Origin of the sequence: Moorena sp. SIO4G3 (assembly GCF_010692305.1) — a bacterium.
GTDB classification, from domain to species: Bacteria; Cyanobacteriota; Cyanobacteriia; order Cyanobacteriales; family Coleofasciculaceae; genus Moorena; species Moorena producens_A.
The window spans coordinates 1-23,126 of sequence record NZ_JAAHIG010000116.1 but is presented as its reverse complement, the minus strand read 5'-3'; the positions used below and the strand labels follow the sequence as shown (position 1 = coordinate 23,126).

The window sequence follows — 23,126 nt, the reverse complement described above, 5'->3', positions numbered from 1 at the left end:
TCTAATAGGATGGTGGCTCCCGCAGGCACTTCGTCCGCTAGGGGTTCGTAGGTAACTGAACTGATTTCCTGTTTACCAACCATGGATTTGCTGGTTAAGGTGAAGCGATCGCCATTGTTGACATGTTTTTACTGATAGTTAAATGAGATGAACTGCTTAGTATAGTGGCTCATTAAATGCTCACAAGGTTGCCAGTGTGGCATAACTTTTTGGTGCTACACTGGTGGAATGATTTTGAATTGCGTTAATAGATTGTTTTATAAAATTTAGGTAAACCTAACGTTATAGTTTTGATGAATTTTTATAAACGATAGACATCCTAAATCATTTGTGCAAAAGAACCAATGGTGAAATTCGGCTCTGTCTCGCCCCATAAGCATTCAGCAGTCAGCAGTCAGCCGTCAGCTTTTGGCTCACGCTACTTGAGGTGCTTATTTTATTCAAAACCACCTCAAGTAGCGTGGGTGTAGCCCATAAACTGTTCCCGTAGCGTGGCCATTCGCTAATGGCCAAGGCTAATGGCTGATAGCTGATAGCTGATAGCTGATAGGTGAGTGCTCCCCTGCTCCCCTGTTCCCGTGCTCCCCCTGCTCTGGTCACCAGGAAGTATGGTTATTCCACCGAATTTGATATCAGGCAATTGACCAACTAAACGGGCAAGGGGTCTCCCGTTATAATCTCCGATTTAACGGGAGGGGAATTGCCCGACAGCGTCTGGAAGTTCTCAACAGATTGACATGCAGGTCACGCTGCGCGATTGGCCTTTGGCCACGCTACGCGAACGTAAGTGGTATAATAGGATTGTGATATTAACGTACTGCTACAAAATCAAACCAAGTCCCGAACAGATAGCGATCATGGAAAGGTGGCTTGAATTGTTGCGTCGTCACTGGAACTATGCTCTAGGACAACGGCTTGATTGGCTCAATCGGACTCGCTCACCGATTGATAGATGTAGTTTGATTAGTGAGCCGATAGGTGTTATTCCAGAAGCGGTCAACTACTACACTCAGCAAGCAGCCCTCAAAGAAACCAAACAGCTATTCCCTGAGTACAAACAAATCTACGCAGAAACTCAGCAAGTTAACCTACAACGACTCAAAAAAGCATGGGATAGATGGCGGAAGCCGGTAAAGCATGGGTTACGCGGGGGAAGACCTCGGTTCAAAAAACCAGGTCAATTAAGGTCATTTGTGTTCCCACGTGTGAACAGCCCCCGTGCGGGGGCACATCTAAAAAATGGCATGTTAAAGCTCAGTCGTATTGGTGAAATACCTGTGGTCATGCATAGACCAATACCTGATGGTTTCATCCTCAAGCAATGTACCATCATCAAAAAAGCTGATGGTTGGTATTGTTGCATTTCAATGAAAGATGATACCGTACCGGATCTGCTCCCCGTGAATTCGGTTAGATCTGCTGTCGGTATTGACGTTGGCTTAGAAAAATTTTTAACCACGTCAGACGGTGAAGCTGTCCCTATTCCTCAGTTTTATCGCAAGGCTCAAGACAAGTTGGCCAAAGCTCAACAAGTAATGTCCCGTCGTGTTAAGGGTTCTAAAAACTGGGAAAAAGCTAAAAATAAAGTGGCTTTATTACATCTTCATTTAACTCGTTGCCGAAAAGAATTTCATTATCAAGTTGCCCATTGGTTATGCAGTAATTACGACCTGATTGCTCATGAAGATTTAAACATCAAAGGACTTGCTCGAACTAAGTTAGCGAAATCAATACATGATGCAGCTTGGGGGTCATTTCTGGAAATCTTACAAGCAGTGGCGGTAAAACGCGGTTTGTTAGTTCAGAAAGTTAATCCACGGGGGACAAGTATTGAGTGCTTCAAGTGTGGTTCTAGGGTTGAAAAAAGTTTGAGCGAGCGCGTTCACTATTGTTCCAGTTGTGAAGTTAAAATTGACCGCGACTGGAACAGTGGTATTAATATTTTGAATCGTGCATTAATGGCGGTTGGACTACCGCTTAATGGCTGTGGTAAATCGGTACAGGATATTGTTCGCGCAAGCGGAGGCCGTAGGCCACGCTACGGGAACGGCTCCGCCGAGGAACAGCAAGTTTCATTCGTGAGATTGAGAAGCCCACATCATAATCTTTGATTTGATGTGGGAGTAGTCACCAGGCTCTACTGCGGTTTCACCCAACGAAACTGGTAGGGTGAATCTTTCGCGCCCCATAGCAAATTGCCAGCAGCATCAAAACCCCGATCTAAGGTATCCATACCTTCTTTGTGGAGTATAATGGTATTGGTGATGCTAACTGCTCCTCTGTAGTTAGTTGGACAACCATCCTCTGGTGTCTGGCCGATGTAGTTCTCACCGACTGGCTTCAAAAATACACTGCACACCGCTTTACCTAAGTTATTTGAGGGTATCACTCGCTCCCCATCAGATTGATTGCACAAACCAATCAAAGTTTTTGGGTTTTGAGGCTTAAACCCTCTAGATTCGACACTCTCGCCATTCTCACTGACAGCTATACGCAAAAATCGCTGTCGGTAAGGAGAGTTAAGGCGTTTGGAAAGCGCTTGTTCCTGATACAGAAATACAGATCTAGGAGGGTTGAGTCCAGCATCAACAGTCTCTAGGTTGACAGTACAGGTGGTCATGCGGACATCAGGAGAATCTGGGTTAGCTCTAGCTTGCGCCGAGGTATCCATTACCCCAACTAGATGAGACACAACCTCTTTAACCTGTTGCTCAATCATGACTAATTCAGCAACAGCATTACCGGTACTTGTTGCCATCCACAAAAAAGCGATCGCGTAGCGTGGCCAAAGGCCAATCGCTACCCCTGTCCCAAGGCTATTGTTCTTCACGATTACGTTCACACCCCAGCAGACTCTTTATAAAAATTGGTGTTCAAGTATATTACCTGAAGGGGTGACGAAGATTGGCAGGAGTGTAAAGTAATATTGTAAACATTGATGGGGAGATGGGGAGATGGGGAGATGGGGAGAGAGTCAGCAGATTTGATCTAATTGCCCCAACAGTTGTTGAGTTCACTTACCTGCACTTACTTACAACCTGCACCTACTTACAACCTTGGCCAAAAGGCCACGCTACGCGAACAACCTTTAACCTTGGCCAAAAGGCCACGCTACGCGAACAACCTTTAACCTTGGCCAAAAGGCCACGCTACGCGAACAACCTTTAACCTTCACCCTTCAACCTTCAACCTTTACCATTGTTTCGGCTTGGTAGCGGATATTAGCTTGTTTCAACCGATTGAGGGCTTCACCCAAGCGATCGCATTCCGCAATCAAGCTCATCCGCACATACCCTTCACCCCCGATGCCAAAAGCATTTCCTGGGGTGAGGACTACTCCAGTTTGCTGCAAAACATCCAGGGCAAAATCCGTTGAACCTACCCCAACAGGGCAAGGAACCCACAGATACATGGTTGCCTTGGACTTAGGAATCTGCCAACCCAACTCGGCCAAACCCTCAATCATGAAATCTCGGCGGCGGCGGTAACGGTTTTGGACATCTTGAAGGTAAACATCTGACAGTTGCAAGGCAGCTTCAGCAGCCCTTTGTAAGGCAGCAAAGATGCCATAGTCCAGATTAGTTTTTAAAGTACGCAACCCTTGAATAATGCGGCTATTCCCCACTACAAAGCCAACGCGCCAGCCAGCCATATTATAAGTTTTCGATAGGGTATGGAATTCGACACCAATATCCTTAGCGCCAGGAATTTCCAGCAAACTAGTAGGCTGATAGCCATCAAATGCTAATTCGGCATAACATAAGTCATGTACCAGCAGAATTGAGTACCGACGGGCAAACGCAACAATTTCTTCAAAAAACTCCCTTGGGGCGGTAGCGGTGGTCGGATTACTGGGATAGTTAAAATAGAGTATCTTAGCTCGTTGGGCAACCTGATCCGGAATCGCCCCTAAATCAATCAGCCAATCATTTTCCGGTTTCAAAACCAAGCTGTGAATTTCCCCCCCAGCAATCAACGGACCCCGGAAGTGGACCGGATAAGCAGGAGAAGGTACTAAAATCAAATCTCCTGGATTCACATAGGCCAAGGCTAGGTGAGCTAGTCCTTCCTTAGACCCTAACAGAGGTAAAGCTTCACTGTCCGGGTCTAGCTCCACATCATAGCGGCGGTGATACCAATTCGTAATTGCCCGACGGAAACTAGCAGTCCCCTCAAAGGGAGGATAACCGTGGTTAGCGGGATTTTTTAAGGCAGCGATCGCTGCTTCGATCACCGGCTGGGGTGCTGAACCATCAGGATTACCCATCCCCAAGTCAATCAAATCCAGCCCTTGCTCACGGGCTCTTGCTTTTAATTCATCTAAACGAGCAAATACATAGGGAGGGAGTGCGCTTAGTCGTTGTGCTGGGGTAATCAAATCTACCATCATCAGTGTCAGGTTTAGAAGTTAGCCGGTTGAAGGTCAAGACCTATAATTTTTGACTTTGGCCAAAAGGCCACGCTACGGGAAGGAGTTGAGAGCCAGTATAAGGTGAAAATGCTAGTAATATTAAAGGGTATCAGGTTTGAGCTCAAAATCTGCAACCTGCAACCTTCAACATTTTTGAATTAAGAATTAAGAATTAAGAATTAAGAATTAAGAATTAATTCTGCATTCTGACAGACAACCTACCCTACACCAAATACGGGGCGAACAACCGGCAACCGGCAACCTGACAACGTGGAACCTACACTACACCGAATACGGAGCGAACAACATTGTAGAATGTATGATTTTTAATTCTACATTCTTCATTCTTCATTCTTCATTCTGACAGACAACCTTGGGCTTGGCCTATTGGCCACGCTACGCGAATGGCCACGCGTGCGCGTTCAACCTTCAACCGTTGAGGTTGTCAAACTTAACTGCTGACGACTCCCCTCAACTAAGACCCTAGTAGAAACCATTGCTGCCATCAGCTGTTCTGGAAGCACCTTAAACGGTAGCCGATGAATATCAGAATTTTCCCCACAGGCAATCTCAGCTGCTTTCTGTAACTGAGCCAAGGTAATCGACCCCAATCCCAGGTCTTGGAGAGTTTGGGGCAAACCAAGCTCACCATAAAACTTCAGCAACTGTTGCCGTGCTGATGCAGCTAGTTGGTTTCCCTGAAGCATTTCTTCCAAACGCAGCTGCACCAAAATGCCATAAGCCACCTTTTCACCATGTAAAGAATCGTGGGCTGCTGGGATATGAGTTAAACCATTATGTATAGCATGGGCAGCAACAGTACGACATCGAGCTCCACCCAAGCCCCCAATCACACCAGCCAGTAAAACTGTTGCATCGACAACTTCCCGCCAAACCTCACTACCAGGTTGGGTTAGAGCATCAACCGACTTTTGGAACAAAATATCTCGCAATACCCTTGCCTGTTGGACAGCGGCAATAATTAGAGTATCTGTAGCGCTACCACTACTAACCGAAGCTTCGTACCACTTCGCTAAGGCATCACCAATCCCGGCAACTAGGGTACGTTGGGGCGCTGTCTGAATCAAGCTGTAATCGAGTACCAATAAATCTGGGCAACGGTCAAGTCCAACATCATACAGGAAAGCCCCCTGGTCAGAATAGATATTAGATAGAGCTGTCCAAGCGGCACAGGTAGCAGCAGAGGTGGGTACAGTAACTACAGGTAACTGGCACTGGTGCGCTAGGATTTTAGCAATATCCAACGCCTTACCACCGCCAATCCCAATAATTAAGTCAGATTGATGAGCAGTAACGGCTTCTGAGAGTTTACCTAAAGACTTCTCACTGCAATCAGGACTGTAGGATGCGCATTCATACCTGAGTTGATGCTGTTCCAAAACCGATTCCAGTGATGAGGCTAGGGTAGCCAGAGTATGCTGGCCTCCTACAATCAAAGGACGATTTCCCAACCGTGCGATCGCATTTCCTGATTCTTCCAACGGACAACGCAGTACTTGAGTCGGTGCCACGTTTAGGGAAAGCAAGGAAGTAGGTGCTTGTTTGGTCATGGCTGTAGCCCAAATAAACTTTTGATTTGCTAAGGTGAGTAATTACCTTACTGGGTGATAGGTTTCTTATTATACATTTTGCCCAACTTACAGGGGTTAGGGGTTAGGTATTAGGGTTTAGGTATTAGGTGTAGCCTTGGATGACAACCTTTAACCTTTCAACCTTTCAACCTTTCAACCTTTCAACCTTTCAACCTTTTAACCTGCAACCTTGGCCAAAAGGCCACGCTACGCGAACAGTTTTACTTAACTAAGAAACAATTTACGCTCTGCTTCTCTGCGTTTGCTTAAGCCTAATAGGACTCGACCACCACCCTTGTTCCAACGAAGAAACTCATTGGCAGCCCCTTGATCATTACCCTGATTCAACTTACGTAACAATGTCGAGCGCCTAAACGCTGTTGGTCCTATATTGAACACAAAGCTAACTAGAGCAGAGAATTCATTATCAGTCAGTGATACTTTGACAAGATTACTCACCGTAGATTCAGAACTTTCTAAATCTTGTCTGAGCAATTTCTCCGCTTGCTCAACAGTGATGATATCTCCTATCCTAACACCAGCCGTATGACCCCATCCAATAGTAGGAATTCCCACCGGATCGATATAAGCTTCTACTCGGCCATCGGGGCACCTTTTATGGATTCCTTCAAACTCTTTAACCAGATCTAAACCAGCTTGGTTAATGTTTCTATCGGTACCTGGTGGCAACTCTGGTGTTACTTTCTTGATGATAGCATCAAAGTAAAACTGAGCCGTTTGAGGACCAATAATTCCTTTTACGGCTCCAGTATTACCGAGTTTGTTAGCATCTTTAAACTTATTTACTCCTGCCTCAGATAAGTCCAAGCCGCATTCTTGACACAGTTCAATAAAATTTTGTATAATTATAGGGCTAATAACGTCTTCTACCTCCAATTCCATTAATTCTTGGAGTTTACTAACCTGAGGCCCTGGCAGGTTTACTAGAATGTCAAGTGCATAGCGTTCTTCCACAGAAAGGCTATCGAGTTTGATGTCTTTAATCGTTATAGCTGACATAGTTATATAACTTATAAAATAAATGTAACGTTATTGGCGATAAAATCGGCGTTGCTGAATTAAGGAATGAATGCGCGATCAGATGGTTTTGTTAAAGCCCCCTAAATCCCCCAAGCGAGGGGGGCGAAACCATACCCAGAATCAGCAACGCCATAAAATCTGCTCTACTAATTATTATATTCCTAATTTTTTAAGAGCTGATTCGTAAACTCGCTGTAATCCTTGTAGAATAAGGCTTGCGCTTAAATAGAACAATTGAACTATTTAATAACCAAAAGACAATCATAGCAAGGCTTTCAGGCTTCTTAAGATTTACATTACGAATCAGCTCTAATATGTAATGGATAAACGTTACAGCGGTTTGCACTTCAGTTAGGTACAAAGTTTTGGGTTTGTAGGGAGCAGGGAGCAGGGAGCAGGGAGCAGGGAGCAGGGAGCAGGGAGCAGGGAAGTCGGAAGTCGGAAGTGGGAAGAGGAGAAACAATGTGTACCTGATAGTTATGCAAACCGCCGTAATAGTCAATTGGTAATTGGTAAAAAGAAGCGAAAAACCAGATTTTAATAGACAATATTCGCCAAGGTGCGCTTTCCCCATGAAAAATTAAATTCCTCACGGGTCGTACATCAGGAAAAAAATCCCAGCAGTTGACTCCGTTTATAGCAATTCTATATCCCATAAGGTACAACTTGAACCCCCATTATCCCCCTTAATAAGGGGTAGGGCTGTTTCAAACTTTAGTAAGTTAACGATAAAAGGAGATAGGGTGATATGGGGATAGGGGGATAGGGAAATAGCTCAAAATTTTCCAAAAAATCCCCAAATTTAGTCATTAAAATCTGACGAATTAGCCGACTTCAATCAACTCAAGCGATGCAGAGATGCGACCCGTGGCGAATTTAATTAGCCACGGGTCGCACCTCAGATATTTGTACCTCACAAGTCGTAGAATTGCTATAAACAGGTTAATTATAGATTTTTGATACTATTGTTGACTTTTTGACTGTAATTTTTAATACATAAAAAAAGGGATTACCCTGCTATTATGCATGACATGAATTGGTCGCTGGCAAAAATTGATTTGTAGGATCAAAGTTGGCTCATGAACAAAGGCAGAAGGCATGCCCCATGCCCAACTAAACGGGCAAGGGGTCTCCCGTTATAATCGCGTGATTTAACGGGAGGGGAATTGCACGACGGGGTTTAACGGTTCTCAACAGATTGACATGCAGGTCACGCTGCGCGATTGGCCTACGGCCACGCTTCGCTCCGGAAGCGTTCGCAAAGCGTGGCCGAAAGGCCTCAGCTTCCGCGCTTATGCGATTGGCCTACGGCCACGCTTCGCGATTGGCCTGTGGCCACGCTTTCGGCAGAGCCGACGCTGCGCGAACGCGAACGCGAGTAGTACAATAACATTATGCTGTTAACTTACTGCTATCGAATCAAGCCTAATGACGAACAGATAGCCATCATGGAGAGATGGCTGGAATTGTTGCGTCGTCACTGGAACTATGCTCTCGGTCAAAGACTTGATTGGCTCAACAGGACTCGTTGTCCTATTGATAGATGCAGTATTGTGAGGGAAGCGATTGGCGAAGTCCCAGAACCCGTTAACTATTACACCCAGCAATCAGCACTAAAGGAAACTAAAAAGCTATTCCCTGAGTACAAGCTGATTTACGCCGAAACTCAACAAGTCAACTTACAACGGCTGAACATTGCATGGGAACGATGGAGAAAACCAGATGTGACCGGAAAACGCGGAGGACGACCTCGGTTTAAGAAACAAGGTCAATTGCGGTCGTTTATATTCCCACGGGTTAACAATTCCAGAGCAGGGGCGCATATCAAACATGGAGTGCTTAAGCTGAGTCGGATTGGTGAAATATCTGTGGTGATGCACCGACCTCTACCGCCCGGTTTCACTCTGAAGCAATGCACTATCGTTAAAAAAGCGGACGGCTGGTACTGTTGCATCTCAATGAAGGATGATACTGTCCCTGAGTTTATTCCTGTAGAATCGGTTAAATCTGCTGTTGGGATTGATGTCGGCTTAGAGAAGTTTCTGACCACATCAGATGGTGAAGCCGTTGGGATTCCGCAGTTCTACAGAAAGGCTACTAACAGGTTAGCAAGTGCCCAACGGGTAATGTCACGCCGTGTAAAGGGTTCTAAAAACTGGCAGAAAGCTAAACAGAAAGTAGCTCTATTGCACCTTCATTTAACCCGTTGCCGCAAGGAATTTCACTATCAAGTCGCCCATTGGCTATGTAGTAAGTATGACCTGATTGGGTTTGAAGATTTAAATATCAAGGGACTTGCGCGGACTAGATTAGCGAAATCAATACATGACGCAGGGTGGGGGTCGTTTCTGGAGATATTACAAGCAGTGGCGGTCAAACGCGGTTTGTTAGTCCAGGAAGTTAACCCACGGGGAACAAGTATTGAGTGCTTCAACTGTGGGGCATTAGTTGAGAAAAATCTAGCTGATAGAGTTCATAACTGTTCCAGTTGTGGGGTCAAGATTGATCGTGACTGGAACAGTGGTATCAATATTTTGAATCGTGCATTAATGGCGGTTGGATTGCCGCTGAATGGCTGTGGTAAATCAATACAGGATATTGAGGAACAGCAAGTCTCATTCGTGAGTTTGAGAAGCCTACATCATAATCTTTGATTTGATGTAGGAGTAGTCACTGAAGTCTGAGGCTCGATCGAATTGAATGGGGTTTGTGACCGAATGGCACTAAGTAGTCGGACAAAAGTTTTCGGTGCTGTATAAAGTTTTGTAAATAGATCCAAAACCTTTTGGGGTAAAGGTTAGAATGATTTTACAGTTTTTGAGACACTACCGTTTATTTATGTCCGACTACTTAAGAAGAAATGCTCAAATACTTGTTCAGGAAAAATTTATAATTCATAAAAGTCCTGCGATATAAGCTTTTTAGCAAATTTTAGTTCCTTAACTTAGCTAGTCCGCGAGAAGCCCCGCGTTTTTAAACCGGGTCAGAAGTTACCGCAAGAATAGTACAGCCAAAGGAAGTTGGTAGGCTATGCATTTGCATGTGACAGGTTTTGTTGTAAGGCTGCACTATTCTAGTAGGATGAAAGCCAGGTAGCGACTTTTTTAGTCGCCGTAAAAAAAAAAGATTAAATGGCAACTTGACAGATTCCGCTAAGTGCGTCAATATAAAAGCACAACAGAAGAGGTCGAGTTATGATGACCATTCTAGAGTTCAAAGCATACGGTAAAGCCGCCCAATATAAAGCCATAGACGAGGCTATTCGGAAGGTTAAATTTATTCGCAATAGCTGTCTCCGTTTATGGATGGATAACAAGGGAACAGGAAAATACGATATTAGTAAGTACTCTAAGGTATTAGCCAAGGAGTTTTTTTTTGCTAATGAACTCAACTATACTGCTCGACAAGCTGCTGCTGAAAGGGCATGGTTAGAAGTTACCGTAAGAAGAGTGGAGCCTTATTTCATGAGTTTTAACCCTTTTATGCATAGCCTATCGCCTATAAAGGCTCCACTCTTCTAAGGTTTCATCTCCGGTCATCAATTTCTCGCTTCTTTGAAAACTGCCAGAAAAAGGTACCTGGAAAGAAAGGCTATCCTCGTTTTCAGAAACGCTGTAGATTCTGCAAAGCCGACGCTGCGCGAACGGTTGAATATAAGCAATCAGGGTGGAAGTTATCCCCTGATCAAAAATCAATCACCTTTAGTGACACTCACTCACAATACAAACGTGAAACCCTATTTTCTCACACATAAGTAAGTAAGTAAGTCCCATGAATCAATCATTAAAAGAATCTAGTAATTTGTTGACTGCGGATTTAAAAAAACTTAAAATTTTCCTACAAAAGAACTCAGAGGTAGACTTTCGCAAAGCGGATTTGCTTCACACTCCTAATCTCAAAAAATATAAATGGATCAAGTTTAAAGATGAAGATGAAAAAACCAGGGTATTAAATCTACTCAAAGCCTATCAGCGCATGCTGCGGATTGTACCTAAGGGTAGAGAAGATGTTGCCATGATTTTGCTTGAGGGGGGCTTTCAATCTTCGGTACAGATTGTCAACACACCCAAAAAAGCTTTTCTCAAGTTCTTCCAAAGCGATCCCGAACTTGGCAAAAATGTGCTTAAGCGTGCCATTGCTGTACACAAAATCGTCACGCTGCAATATATAGCTCGCGTAGAGCAAGCACAGCCACATGCCCGCGCCGTGTCTCGTCTTTGATCCAAAGATCGACTCCTATTAACACTGCTAATACTTTATAGCGTTTCTCGTAGCTATGAGGTACACATTATTTTTTACCTCTTCCCTCTTCCCTCTTCCCTCTTTACTGCTCCCTGCTCCCTGCTCCCTAAAAACCAGAGATTTGTACCTCATGGGTATAAGACTTGCTATATACAAGTATTGCTACTCCAATAACCAATATATTTACACGTATAGGTTGTAAACTGTCATGAGCATGCAAAACAATATTCCCAATTATGCCGATTTGTTCGGTAACATTGACTTTAAAGAAGGTGATGATGCCCGCTCCGTGTATTCCCCTGCAGCTTATTTAACTGACTTGCTGCAAATGCTAGATGATGAGTTTGATGATGATAGTGTTGATTTTGATACGCGGCGGAGTGACATCAAAGATATCGATCTTGACGCAGAAAATACTAATACCCTAATTCCCTACCTCGATATTGTCAACGAAGTACTGGAACGGCGAGTGCGTGAAATCAGTGGTGAGGATGATGCTTATACGACACTGGAAAGTGCGGTCTATCCCTTCAACATGCCGTTCTCACTGGATAATGAAAAAATCAAAAATCACCTGCATCACCTGGGTATTTCTGCCCATGAATTGCGTCGCTTGTTTGCCACTGATACTGACTACTACACTGTGGCGCGGGAATATCTGGGTCTATCCCTAGAAGAGTTGGAAGCCCTATTAGAACCGGAAACGGTGAGTATTGAAGAGTATCAGGATGCAGTCAAAAGTGCCTATGGCTATACAGGCGACAGTTTTATCAGCGATATGTCTACTGTAGCCACCTTTATGGAGACTACGGATTTGACAGCCCAAGAGATGCTGCAATTACTGTACCAGAATCTCTACATTGAACCGTCAAACCATTCCGATGTTGAAGCGGGTCGTCATAATTTTTACATTAATACGGGTATTAGCAGTTCTTCTGGCTATGTCACTCTGAATACCGAAGAGACTGAGCTAGTGTGGTATGACTATGACTCGGAAACTGATACTCAAAGTGATATCAGTACTGTGCCTATGGAGTGGTTTGAACGCACCAGCCGTTTTGTACGGTTAGCTCAGAAAACGGGTCTGAGTTTTACTGATTTGGATCATATTCTGCGCCATTGCTGCAAAGTTGATGGTACTCCCACACTGAATGAAAATACTCTGGTGATTATTGCCCAGGTTGTTTATCTGCACAAGACCCGGTCGCAAGCGATTGATAAAGTGGTCGCCGTGGTTAGTGAGATTGACTTTACCGGCAGAACCAACGAAGATCTACCACAGGACCAGTTCAACCGTATTTTCAACCTGCCCTGTGTATCGGTAAATGAAAAATACCTGCACATCAGCGATGTAATGGGCGACGTACCCGAACAGTATACAGACACCACATATCACACCTACACCCAAATCGAATATTACCCAGACTTGTTCAGCGATGAAAATGATGATTATCGCAAACGTCTGCGCCATAGTTTGGGTTTTACTGATACGGATCTAATTAATATTACAAATCGTCTAGAGTATGAAGAGGTTGCCGATAGCAGTTTGTGGGAAGACACCGAAAACGAATGGCAATTACTAAATGTACTCTACCGCATTCGCGCCTTGTGCGATGGGCTGGATGTTCATTTTCTCGAACTGTTCACCCTCTTTGATCTGCTGGAACAAGACCCCTTTATTAACCGTTTTGACCCCCATACTTACTTTGTTTATAGCGCACCAATTACCCACAAGTGCTTTGAAATCTTTATGGCGGGGTCAGGGGTATACAGCCAAAGCGACCGTGTGATTGTGTACCAGAATCAAAACTATGGAGGGACAAGTCAGGAGTTTGTTCCTGGTGAGTATAACATTTCGGAACTATACGACGGAGTCGGTAACGATACCATAAGTTCGTTGAAGGTACCAAAAGGCTGGACAGTGACTCTGTACCAGCATGCAAACTTCCAAGGTAAAACCAAAACCTTTACTGGTGACACCCAATGGGTCGAAACAGATTTCGACGACATTGCTTCAGGTATCGTAGTTAAAGGTTCTACCTCCATCATCAACGACCAGCTTTGGTTATTTGAATCCCTGGTTGTCCTGACCAAGTGGATGAAGGAATTCGGTTATTCGCCAGAAATGCTGTGGAAAATTGTCAATGGCGCACCGATGACTGACAAGGAGGAAGTACAGCAGAAGGAGCAGGACCTCGCCCTTTATAATAATTTGTTACAAAGTTTTAAAGCTGGGGAAATTCGCCCAAATACTTTAAAAGAGGTTCTTGGGGATGAGCGTGCTTCTCACTTTGCTTTCAGCTTAATCAAAGAACACTATGGGGATAAACATGAATATAAACCCAAGCGATGCCGCAAGTCTTCACGGTTCCGTAAGCACATGGCACCGAAGGAACATAAGCACCTCCTGTTCCCCTATAAACGCCGTGAAATACAGGAACTCACTCAAGACTTTATCCAACAACTGGCGACTATCAGTGACTATGAATTTATTGATTTACAACTTGAGAACAAGCTGATTGAGAAAATTTTCAATAACCTTGTTAATCACAAAATAATTGATGGTAGTGGAAAAATCTTAACTGAAAACTTAATCGAACACCAGTTACCACCGATAGCAGAGTTTGAGATTGAGTTTGATTTCAGCGATCTTAATCAGAAGGTATTTGACAAATTTTATGAAATTTACCAGGAAGCCGTTGATGCAAGGATAGAAGAAACCGACACCATCGAAGTGCAGGTGTTTAAATCGGACTTAAAAGAACTGGGTCTTACCGAAATCGAAGCCCGAGAACTATACGATAATCTAATTTACAGGGGCTACATTGACTCGGAAGGTTATGCCCAGGATGTGTCAATGTTTAGCGACCTTAGTGGTGCTAGCAGCTTTGACTTGACTACAGAACTTGGGGAATTGACTCATCCGGTATACCACCTGCTTAAGCGACAACTGAGTAAATTCAAAGCTAGCAAGGTGAAAATCAGCGAGCAGATTTTTGCCGAGCTTGACTTGAAACCAGTGGCGTTGCAAGACTTGATCGAGAACCTCAAGATGAATCGCTACATTGATGAACATATGTTCGTCAGGGATAAAATGCGTATAGTCGGTGAAAACCCAAGGACTATGGCACTAGCGCTACAGTTTTATCCCCATCGCAAAGAGATATTAAAAGCCTTAAAAGATGCGATCGCTGCTGACAAGGACACCTGGTTAAAGATAGATCGAGTCGAATTAGGTAAAATTGCTGCTACCGCTGTATCGCGCTGGGTATACGAAGACCTACAAGATAGTTACCTGGATGGTAAGGTTTTGCAACCGGGCGCAAGTGCTTTCTTCAAGGAGGAGAGCAACCGCGATCGCTTTAGTCTGCGACCATATTTTGATGTCAGTCAAACTACAATTATTTTCGACCATATTGCTGGTATCATAAACTACGCTGAAAATTATCGTCTGAAAGATGAAAACCTGGCCGACCTCAATTTTATAGCAGAGGAAATTCGCGGTCTCAAAGAGGTTCTAGAGGAAATCGACGTACTAGATTACAACGGATTGTTGAAGGCAGATTGGTTACCTTTCTTCCTGGTACCAGAAAATGCAGCAACCTTCAGCATACCTGGATTTGAGGATTACGATAAAGAAATTTTCTTCCAATTGTACGATATTGCCAAAGCCATTGATGCTACTGTCAAAGCCGTTGACAAGGCAATGAAAGAATACAGCGATGCCCAGGAGAGTGGCATTCTCGAACAGTTGGAAAGTGTGTTGGGTATCGAAAGGTCAGCGGTAAAAGCTGTGTCCAAGGCGGTGTTTAAAACCGACAATAACCTACATTTCCCTTGGTTACAACCGTTGCTGGAAAACGCTAATGCCTTGGGTAGCTTGGATGAAATTCCCGACGATATGCATTACACCCAAGCCGTGAAGCGTATTCGTCAGTTAGCCTTGCTGATTAATAAGGAACAGCTCGATATTAACGAGATTGCAATTTTACTTGAGGATCAGGATCTGGTAGCAAAATTCCCAGAAGACATGATTCTACCGGATGATATTACCTCGGTAGATGCAATTTTGGAAAGTGAGGAGTTTATTTACTTATTTAAAAACGATTACTATTGGATCTACTTGGCCCAAGATTACACGCTAATCGACAAAAAAGATGTGGTTGCTGGTATAGATGAAGATGATGACCTGATCGACCTGCAAAAGGAAGATGAAGAACTACAAAAACGCCTGAAAGAAGACCCCATCTGCCAGTTATTTGACAAAGAACAACTGAACCTGGTAGACGCAGCCTTTATCGATCGCTACGGTACCTGGGTAGTGGTCAGTGAGAATTCGCACTACGTGAAATACGCTCATACTGATGTTTGGGACAAACGCAGTAACCAGTTTGGTCAAGTTGATAACGACTTTGACAACCTGGAAATGATCGACGCGGCTTATGTTGATTCCGAAGGACAACTGTTCTTGTTCGCCAATGACAAATACGTGCGGTATTCAGATATCAACCAGCAGCAGAACGGACAACAGCTCATAGTAGATTGGGGCTATCCCAAATCCATTGCCGAAGACTGGAATGATGAGAACCAACCGATTCAACTACCGCCAGGTTGGAAGCGCGATTTAGGACCTATGTTCGATGGTTTGGACAACTATTGCTACGCATTTTTAGGCGATCGCTATATCTCTTCAGAAGATGGTACCGTGCGGCCAGTGGCAGAGAAATGGGGACACCGCGAATACAATTTTGGTCAAACCGATCACATTGATGCTACCATGGTTGACCTTGAAGGTAACTACCTATTTTTCTTGGATGAAAAAGTGGTCAAATACCAAGGTAGCATAGAACTAGCCAACTTGCAGCCCGAAGAAGGCTACCCGAAACCCATACACCAGGAATTTACTTCCCTACCGGATGAATTTGTTTTAGGCATCGATGCGGCATTGTACGGTCAAGATGGAAAAACTTATCTATTCCGTGATGACGAATTTGTCAGTATCGACCCCAACGCCGAGAATACCACCAGTGTACAAGAAACGCGCAGCAAGTGGGGGATAGTTACCAACCAAATCGCCACCGTAGGTATGGTTGATGCGGCTTTTGTCGGTTTGGACGGTTACACCTATATTTTCTCCGGTGAGCAGTATGTCCGGTATTCTGGCAGCGACTATTCCCAGGTGGACGATGGCTTTCCGCGCAATATCAGTGAAGACTGGGAGGGTTTGACCAAGGTTACAGGTGCGTTTGTTCTAGGTAATAAAACTTACTTATTTGGTGAAAATAACGAGAATACAAACATTTATGTCCGCTATTCTACCCTACGCAAAGATGAGGATGATTACCTAGAGGTAGATGAAGAAGACCCCAATGCTCGCGTAATTGAAACGGTGCTCGCCAACCGCCCGGATGTTGATGAGATCGAAGTCTTTCCGGCCACAGTGGACGACGAATTTTGGAGTTTGCCTGAAAGCATCACGGGAGGTGCTAGCGACTTTCAGATCGATGCGGTTATGAATGGTCCAGATGGTAAAGTCTACTTATTTTACGGAAACGAATATGTGGAACACGACTACGCCAATCGCTGGTGGTCGGAACCAAAAATTCTTTCCGAGCAGTTGAATCGTACTATTACTATTGGCAACATTCATGCTGGTTTTACAGGCATTGACGGCAAAACCTACCTGTTCTACGATTATTCCAATTCCAATAACTACAAGTACCTGCGCTTTTCTGACCCCGAACTCCGTCATTTGGACTATGGCTATCCACGCCCAACTAAAAAGTTCTGGGGTAAAGTACGTAACAATATTGATAAAACGGGCAAAGTTGATGCTGCACTGGTGGTAGAATCCCGGTGGGAGGAACAAGACGATAACGGTCAGTTGGTGGATATGACAGCTATGCATACCTACCTGTTCTCCGGTGACCAGATATTCCGCTATCAGGGGGATGATTACAGTGCTGTTGAACCCGGTTACCCGCGCTCGATTAACCGCCTCCATGAGGAACCACGTTTCCGGGGTTTACAAATTGGCTTCGGCAATGAGCATAGGGATTACAGCAATGGTAAGCAGCGTCACAGAAAATTACCTTTTAAGGGCTTGCATGCTTCCTTCCCAAAGGGAATAGATGCTGCCTTTGCCGACCAACGCCAGGTCTACCTGTTTAAAGGCAATAGCTTCCATGTGGTCATTGGTGATGAAGATAACTACAAACAGTACACGGATAGCAATTTTGCCAATATTCAGGCTGTAACTCAGGAGAAAGGTGTGAGCTATGTGCTCAGTAGCAGCAATAACACCTGGCAAAAATTCAATCACCTGGAAGCTACTACACTCACGCCAACCGAGGCAACGCCACGTACTGCCGAAAAAGCTGATGGTAAGCTTACCGTACCGATTGATGCTATCTTACATGGTACTGATGGCAAAAGTTATGTTTTTGGTGGGGACCAATACTACGATGTTGAACTAGAGCGCAGTTTTGCGATCGAAAATGTGTGGGGGCGTTCACGCAACCCGATTTATGACCAAGAAACTATTGATGCCGCCTTTGTTGGTCGTGATGGGGTGACCTATGTATTCTCCGGTGAGTGGTTTGTACAATACGACTCCCAAACCTACATAGAGCAGACGGTAACCTACCCACCCCGACGCATCCGTGATAAGTGGCGTGATCTAGACAATGTTGCCTTGGCGTATGTTTGGAAGGAAGAAACCTACCTGTTTGAACGACCCAAAGCTGATGGTACTTTCCACTACCTACGTTACAGTAAAGATAGCTACGAGCGTCCAGATCCTGGATATCCCCGTCAAGGCGATTACAGTATGTGGAATATCCCCGAGGAGCATCAAAGAGAAGGTTTTGATACCATCGATACGATTTTTGTCCAAGATGACAATCTAATCTTTATCAGCGACCAGAAATTTATCAGCTTTAACCTTAATACGGAAAACTGGAGCTACCCGCAGCCCCTGGAGTTGATATACAGCGGTATTCCCTTTAACAAAACCGATTTCCAAGACCTCAAATCCGGTTTTATTGGTGCAAACGGTACGGCTTATTTCTTCAACCAGCAGTGTTACGTGAGCTACAGCACCAATGGCTGGAGCAACGTTTACTACATCAAAGACCATTGGGGCTTACAGAACAATATTCTCAGCAGCGGTGTCAGTGCTGCCTGGGTTAGTGGGGATGGTGTGACTTACCTGTTTGCCGGGAATTCCTATGTACGCTATTCCGGTCCCGACTACCGTTACGTGGATGAGGCCTACCCAAAAGAAATTGCCACTTATCTACGCAGCGAACCCGCCTTTGAATTTATGAGTAAGGAGTTCCAACAGCATCTGGATGCATTAGAGGAAAGATATAGCACTAGCACCACTTCTTTTGATTTCTTTAACGGTTTGCTTGATAATGGGCGTTGTCTGTATTTCTTTACTAGTGACACCTTGTTTACCGGTAGCCCCAACAGATATGTGGCATACGAAATTGACGGTATTGGTCACATCGAAAATTACTTTACCCTAGGTGGTTATATCGATGCCGCTTTCGTTGACACTGAAAATGAAAAAACGTATTTGTTCTCAGGGGAACAATATATTCGCTACACTGGCGATCGCTATCGTTATATTGATGAAGGCTACCCGAAAATTATTGCCGAAAGTCTGGCTGCAGAGCTGGGTATTAACAGTTTGGACGAAGACTATCGCAACGGGATTGACGCAGCCTTCTACCACAACGAGCTCGGCTTGGTGTTATTTAACGAGCAGAAATACCTTAACGTGACCAACAATGGCACAAATAGCACCAGTACCGAAGGTAATATTAATGACATCTGGGGACTGCTCGATAATGCCTTCACCAGCGGCGACTCCACTATAGATGGGGCTTACGTAGACGAGCACGGTGCTCTGCATGTATTCAAGGATGAGCAGTTTGTGCGCTACAGCGATACCGCCGAACTATTTGACCTCAACCGCTATGATGAACCGCGCTACGTAGATGAGGAATACCCACGCAAAATCGAAGAAATATGGCCCCAACTCGATAGTAGTATCCTCACTACTGATGCTGGTGTTGGCACGGTGTTTAAATTTGAAGATCAGATCTACTTCCATACCGAAGACAATTTTGTTACCTACAATCTAGACCTCACTGACCAATACGAACAGAAGCCAGTGCAACTATTGGCTTACCGGTGGGGCGAATGGTCCGACTACTTGTTGAGCGATGTACATACCATTAGCCGCTTTAAAGACTTAGGACAACGCTTTATGGGTGGCGAACTCACCTTGACAGAATTGGTCAGTGGTGCTAAAGGAGAAGTGAAAGAACCCTACATGCACTTCGCCGCAATCTTTGGGTTTGAGAAAGAAGAAGTGCGCTGGGTCAAACAGCGTAATGCCTTCCTAGCAGAACAAGTGAATGCGATCGAAGAATATTTTGATCTGGAACTTGTACTACGCTTGTACGATATCCTTGCCACCACCCAACGCTTGCGGGTGGATGTATCGGAATTGTATAACGATGTTTGGCTTAATCTTTATAACAGCACTACAGATTACAGTGCTGCTGCGACTGGTGCCTATGATCTACTGGTGGGGGTTGACTGTGATAACAATTACGAAACCCTGGTTACGCAAATTACTAATGAGTTAAATACCATCAAGCGTGATGCCCTGGTGCCCTATGTAATTGCCAAGGACAGTGATGTTACTACTACCCGCCAGCTTTATCAAAAGCTACTGATTGATATTCAGATGGATAGCAGTGCCGAAACTTCCCGTATCAAGGAAGCGACGGCTGCTATCCAATTGTATTTGCATCGCTATTTTCTCAATTTGGAAGATATTGACCTCAACACAAGCGACCAGGAAGCTACCCGTTTGGCCCTGAAAGAACGCTGGGAATGGCTACGTAATTATCGCGTATGGGAGGCGAACCGCAAGGTTTTCTTATACCCAGAAAACTACATTCGTCCAGAACTGCGCGATAGCGATATGAAAACTTCTGGTTTCAAAGCACTTGAGGCAAGCTTATCACAAGGTCAACTTACTGAAACCAGCATCGAAGAAGCTTACTTAGAGTATCTCGACAGTTTTACGGAGGTCTCTCAACTAAAAATAGCTGGGGGTTATGTATATGACGATAGCAGTTCGGAAACCGGCGATCAAAAACTGGTACTTTTTGGTCACACCCGCACTGACCCGATGCGTTATTTTTATCGCTTTGCTACCTTTGTTGGGGGTGATAGCGCTGCTGCCATCTGGGAACCCTGGGAAGAACTAGACATCAAGATTGAGGCTACCCGCGTAGAGCCAGTGTTTGCCTTTAACCGCGTATTTGTATTTTGGGCGGTATTGGAGGAAAATTTGGAAGACCCGTCCTCAGCCACCATCACCACCGAAGACGAAAATGACACTGAACAAACGCTATCCTCGTCGGGCAACACTCACCAAGAAGTGAAGGTCTACTACTCCTTCTACAATCTCAATAAGCGCTGGACGCAACCCCAACTACTCCAAACTACCTTTGAAGAAAGTGAATTAGAAGAATTCGATGATTTTGATGCTTCCCATCCCTTCTACATACTTGGGCTGAAGAGCACTACCCATATCTCTAAGGTGGGTTTGTTTGTCGAGAACTCCACCAAGTTAAGCCAAAACGAGACGGAGCATGACGATTACGAAAACATCTACATCAGCGTGCGCTTCTATCTAAATCAAACTTTATCCTTAGAGAGCTTGGGAAGACAAATATATGAGAAAGAAAGTGGTCCCCATTACAAGGCATTTAACCTGACCCGCGAACTTTACTCCCAGGAAGCCGATCCCCTAATGTTTGAAGACCAGGGACAGGAATTGTTCAAAGAGTTGTTCGAGGAGGGTAATATCGAACAAGATAACGTAGTGATGTTGAACAACAGTAGCAACTCCATGGATGGTCCCTGGTTTGCTTATAACCACAAGGGTTGTGGCTTTTTGGTGAAACCAGATGCAATCTCCCTCGACAGTGATACGGAACTGACTACTGGGGTAAGTGACCTTCCAAGTCTTTCCAATTCCAACATCTCATTAGAAGGGGATACAACTATAACGGCTGCAGTACAGGTGTATGATGGGGGGGATATTTACTATTTCCTATCAGATCAGACCTACGTCAAAGTCTCAGCGGATGGTACCGTCTCAGAACAAGCAGCCATCAACAGCCGCTGGGGTATAGTTGATAGCCCAACCAATATGCAAATCACTGGTCATGTTGATTCGGCCTATGTCATTGACAATCAAATTTATCTAAGGCTAGATGGGGATATTTACGAATATACCGGTTCTTTTAGCACCTTGGTGACGAGCACCTATGAAGCAACTGACATGCCAGATGGCTGGAGTAGTATTGATGCCGCTTTTACCAATGAGAACGGTGTAAACTTCTGGTTTAATAATGATTTGGGTCTTGTATACCGCAGCGACACCAACAGTACAACATCAATTCGTACCACTTTTGGTCTACCCGAAGGCGAGACGGGATTATTCAGTGGCCTTAGTGCTGCCGCCGTTTTTAACGATAAGTTACACCTGATTAACAATGGCAATAACAACAATGGCAATTACACCGTTTACGCCTTAGGTGAGAGCAGTTCCCAACAAACCGACACCAATGTTCAAACCGTTTTGAATATCATGTTAGAAGGTGTAACTGAGCAAACAATCGAGTTACCAGAAGCTCGACTGAATGACAAGGCGATCGCAATAATGGTGATTGACGGTGATGGTCTGTGGATTAAGAGTTTAGAGAACAACTATATAGTAGAACAAAACAGTCTACAGGACTTAGTGCCTAGTCCTTTCGACGAATCTGAACAGGACCAAGACTGGACTTCTGGTCTCAATTATACTGACACCAATGGTAATTCGTATTACCTAGCTTTTTACAGCACACACAGCGGTATTACCAAAGATAACAGCATTGCTAAAGCTTGGAGCAAAGATGCAAGTGGCAGCAACTACCAGGTGATAGATTTTGGCAACGATAGCAATTTGGATACATCCACCCTCTACGACACCGGAGTTAACGTCACTGGTGCTTTTACCACTGCCGGTGGTTATATTGTCATAATCACCGATCACACTACTTATCACCTGTTCGATAACAATCTACTACCAGCAGAAATTCTTACCAAGCTCAGCGATGATACTTACTCCGGAAACCTGAGCGATCTTAACCTGCCGGTGTATCTGAACACCACCTTTAACAATGTATGGCTGGACAATAAAGTCGATGCTGCCTTTATTGGTACTCAAAGCTTAGGTTCTGAAAATAAGTTGTACCTGTTCCGCAATGACGAATACTTGCGCTTTAGTCAAGAAGAAGATGGTAGTTTTTCGGTTCCGGTTGACTCGGGCTACCCCAAAACGCTGAATACTAACACTGAGAGCTTTCCACAGTGGAGCCAAATTGATGCTGCTTTCACTTCACCTGGTGATGGTGTTTCTTACTTTTTTAACAATAGCAATCAATTGTACTATAGCAGTGCCACTAAGCAAGCCTACACCACGATTGATGTTTGGGGTGTAGAGTCACGTACGACCTTGCAAACCGAACAGCAAGTGGATGCTGCTTACCTATTTGACAATTATCTATATCTAATAGTTAACACCGATAGTGGTACCGAATACTATCGCTACGCCCTGAAAAGTAGTGCCAATGACGGGGTATGGGATACGGTTTTTGATTACATCGAAGATGAATATCCCAAAACCTATGGCGATACCAACAGTAATATCGATGCTGCTTTTGTAATCAACAATTATGTTTATCTGTTCTCCGGCACGGAAT

12 protein-coding genes and 1 pseudogene are annotated in these 23,126 nt (G+C 44.4%); 7 read left to right on the top strand and 6 right to left on the bottom strand.

The window, feature by feature from the left end; all coding sequences use genetic code 11:
- Nucleotides 1-387: 387 nt before the first annotated feature.
- A complete protein-coding gene (locus tag F6J99_RS20625; protein ID WP_293114845.1) occupies nt 388-600 on the bottom strand; it encodes a hypothetical protein in 213 nt (70 codons plus the stop codon).
- Between the two features lie 203 nt (nt 601-803).
- On the opposite strand from F6J99_RS20625, the gene F6J99_RS20620 reads away from it, so the two are divergent.
- Nucleotides 804-2,111 carry a transposase gene (locus tag F6J99_RS20620; RefSeq protein ID WP_293114847.1) on the top strand — a complete coding sequence of 436 codons (1,308 nt, stop codon included), beginning with the start codon at nt 804-806 and terminating at the stop codon, nt 2,109-2,111.
- 26 nt (nt 2,112-2,137) lie between these two features.
- On the opposite strand, the gene F6J99_RS20615 is transcribed toward F6J99_RS20620, so the two are convergent.
- Nucleotides 2,138-2,830 (bottom strand): chromophore lyase CpcT/CpeT, encoded by a 693-nt coding sequence (locus tag F6J99_RS20615; RefSeq protein WP_293114843.1) that lies wholly within the window; start codon nt 2,828-2,830, stop codon nt 2,138-2,140.
- Nucleotides 2,831-2,946: 116 nt separating this feature from the next.
- On the opposite strand from F6J99_RS20615, the gene F6J99_RS20610 reads away from it, so the two are divergent.
- Nucleotides 2,947-3,168, top strand: coding sequence for a hypothetical protein (locus F6J99_RS20610; protein WP_293114841.1), 222 nt, complete (start codon nt 2,947-2,949; stop codon nt 3,166-3,168).
- Between the two features lie 10 nt (nt 3,169-3,178).
- Here the strand turns inward: F6J99_RS20610 and F6J99_RS20605 are convergent, their stop codons facing one another.
- The 4 genes from F6J99_RS20605 to F6J99_RS20590 all read right to left on the bottom strand — a co-directional run bounded on the left by F6J99_RS20605 (nt 3,179) and on the right by F6J99_RS20590 (nt 7,637).
- Nucleotides 3,179-4,390: an aspartate aminotransferase gene (locus F6J99_RS20605; RefSeq protein WP_293114839.1), complete on the bottom strand. Its 1,212-nt coding sequence runs from the start codon at nt 4,388-4,390 to the stop codon at nt 3,179-3,181.
- Nucleotides 4,391-4,833: 443 nt separating this feature from the next.
- Entirely contained in the window at nt 4,834-5,982 is a 1,149-nt protein-coding gene (locus tag F6J99_RS20600; RefSeq protein WP_293114837.1) for an iron-containing alcohol dehydrogenase family protein, read from the bottom strand.
- A gap of 246 nt (nt 5,983-6,228) precedes the next feature.
- Nucleotides 6,229-7,023, bottom strand: a complete 795-nt coding sequence (locus F6J99_RS20595; protein ID WP_293114835.1) for a lysozyme — start codon at nt 7,021-7,023, stop codon at nt 6,229-6,231.
- A 368-nt stretch (nt 7,024-7,391) separates the two neighbouring features.
- On the bottom strand, nt 7,392-7,637 hold the full coding sequence (locus tag F6J99_RS20590; RefSeq protein ID WP_293114833.1) for a hypothetical protein: 246 nt from the start codon (nt 7,635-7,637) through the stop codon (nt 7,392-7,394).
- Nucleotides 7,638-8,438: 801 nt separating this feature from the next.
- Here F6J99_RS20590 and F6J99_RS20585 point away from each other — a divergent pair.
- The 5 genes and pseudogenes from F6J99_RS20585 to F6J99_RS20565 all read left to right on the top strand — a co-directional run.
- A complete protein-coding gene (locus F6J99_RS20585) occupies nt 8,439-9,698 on the top strand; it encodes a transposase (protein ID WP_293114831.1) in 1,260 nt (419 codons plus the stop codon).
- A gap of 543 nt (nt 9,699-10,241) precedes the next feature.
- Nucleotides 10,242-10,472 (top strand): annotated as a pseudogene (locus F6J99_RS20580) (RNA-guided endonuclease TnpB family protein); the annotation flags it as partial.
- Nucleotides 10,473-10,815: 343 nt separating this feature from the next.
- A complete protein-coding gene (locus F6J99_RS20575; protein ID WP_293114829.1) occupies nt 10,816-11,265 on the top strand; it encodes a hypothetical protein in 450 nt (149 codons plus the stop codon).
- A 55-nt stretch (nt 11,266-11,320) separates the two neighbouring features.
- On the top strand, nt 11,321-11,488 hold the full coding sequence (locus F6J99_RS20570) for a hypothetical protein (protein ID WP_293061069.1): 168 nt from the start codon (nt 11,321-11,323) through the stop codon (nt 11,486-11,488).
- Nucleotides 11,489-11,494: 6 nt separating this feature from the next.
- Nucleotides 11,495-23,126: hemopexin repeat-containing protein (locus F6J99_RS20565; RefSeq protein WP_293114826.1), on the top strand; the 11,632-nt coding region annotated here is incomplete at its 3' end.

Bases quoted from the DNA above. Each gene is read 5' to 3' on its own strand.
- F6J99_RS20575 (WP_293114829.1), top strand. From the start codon at position 10,816: ATGAATCAATCATTAAAAGAATCTAGTAATTTGTTGACTGCGGATTTA.
- F6J99_RS20570 (WP_293061069.1), top strand. From the start codon at position 11,321: ATGAGGTACACATTATTTTTTACCTCTTCCCTCTTCCCTCTTCCCTCT.
- F6J99_RS20585 (WP_293114831.1), top strand. From the start codon at position 8,439: ATGCTGTTAACTTACTGCTATCGAATCAAGCCTAATGACGAACAGATA.
- F6J99_RS20595 (WP_293114835.1), bottom strand. From the start codon at position 7,023: ATGTCAGCTATAACGATTAAAGACATCAAACTCGATAGCCTTTCTGTG.
- F6J99_RS20600 (WP_293114837.1), bottom strand. From the start codon at position 5,982: ATGACCAAACAAGCACCTACTTCCTTGCTTTCCCTAAACGTGGCACCG.
- F6J99_RS20610 (WP_293114841.1), top strand. From the start codon at position 2,947: ATGGGGAGATGGGGAGATGGGGAGAGAGTCAGCAGATTTGATCTAATT.
- F6J99_RS20605 (WP_293114839.1), bottom strand. From the start codon at position 4,390: ATGATGGTAGATTTGATTACCCCAGCACAACGACTAAGCGCACTCCCT.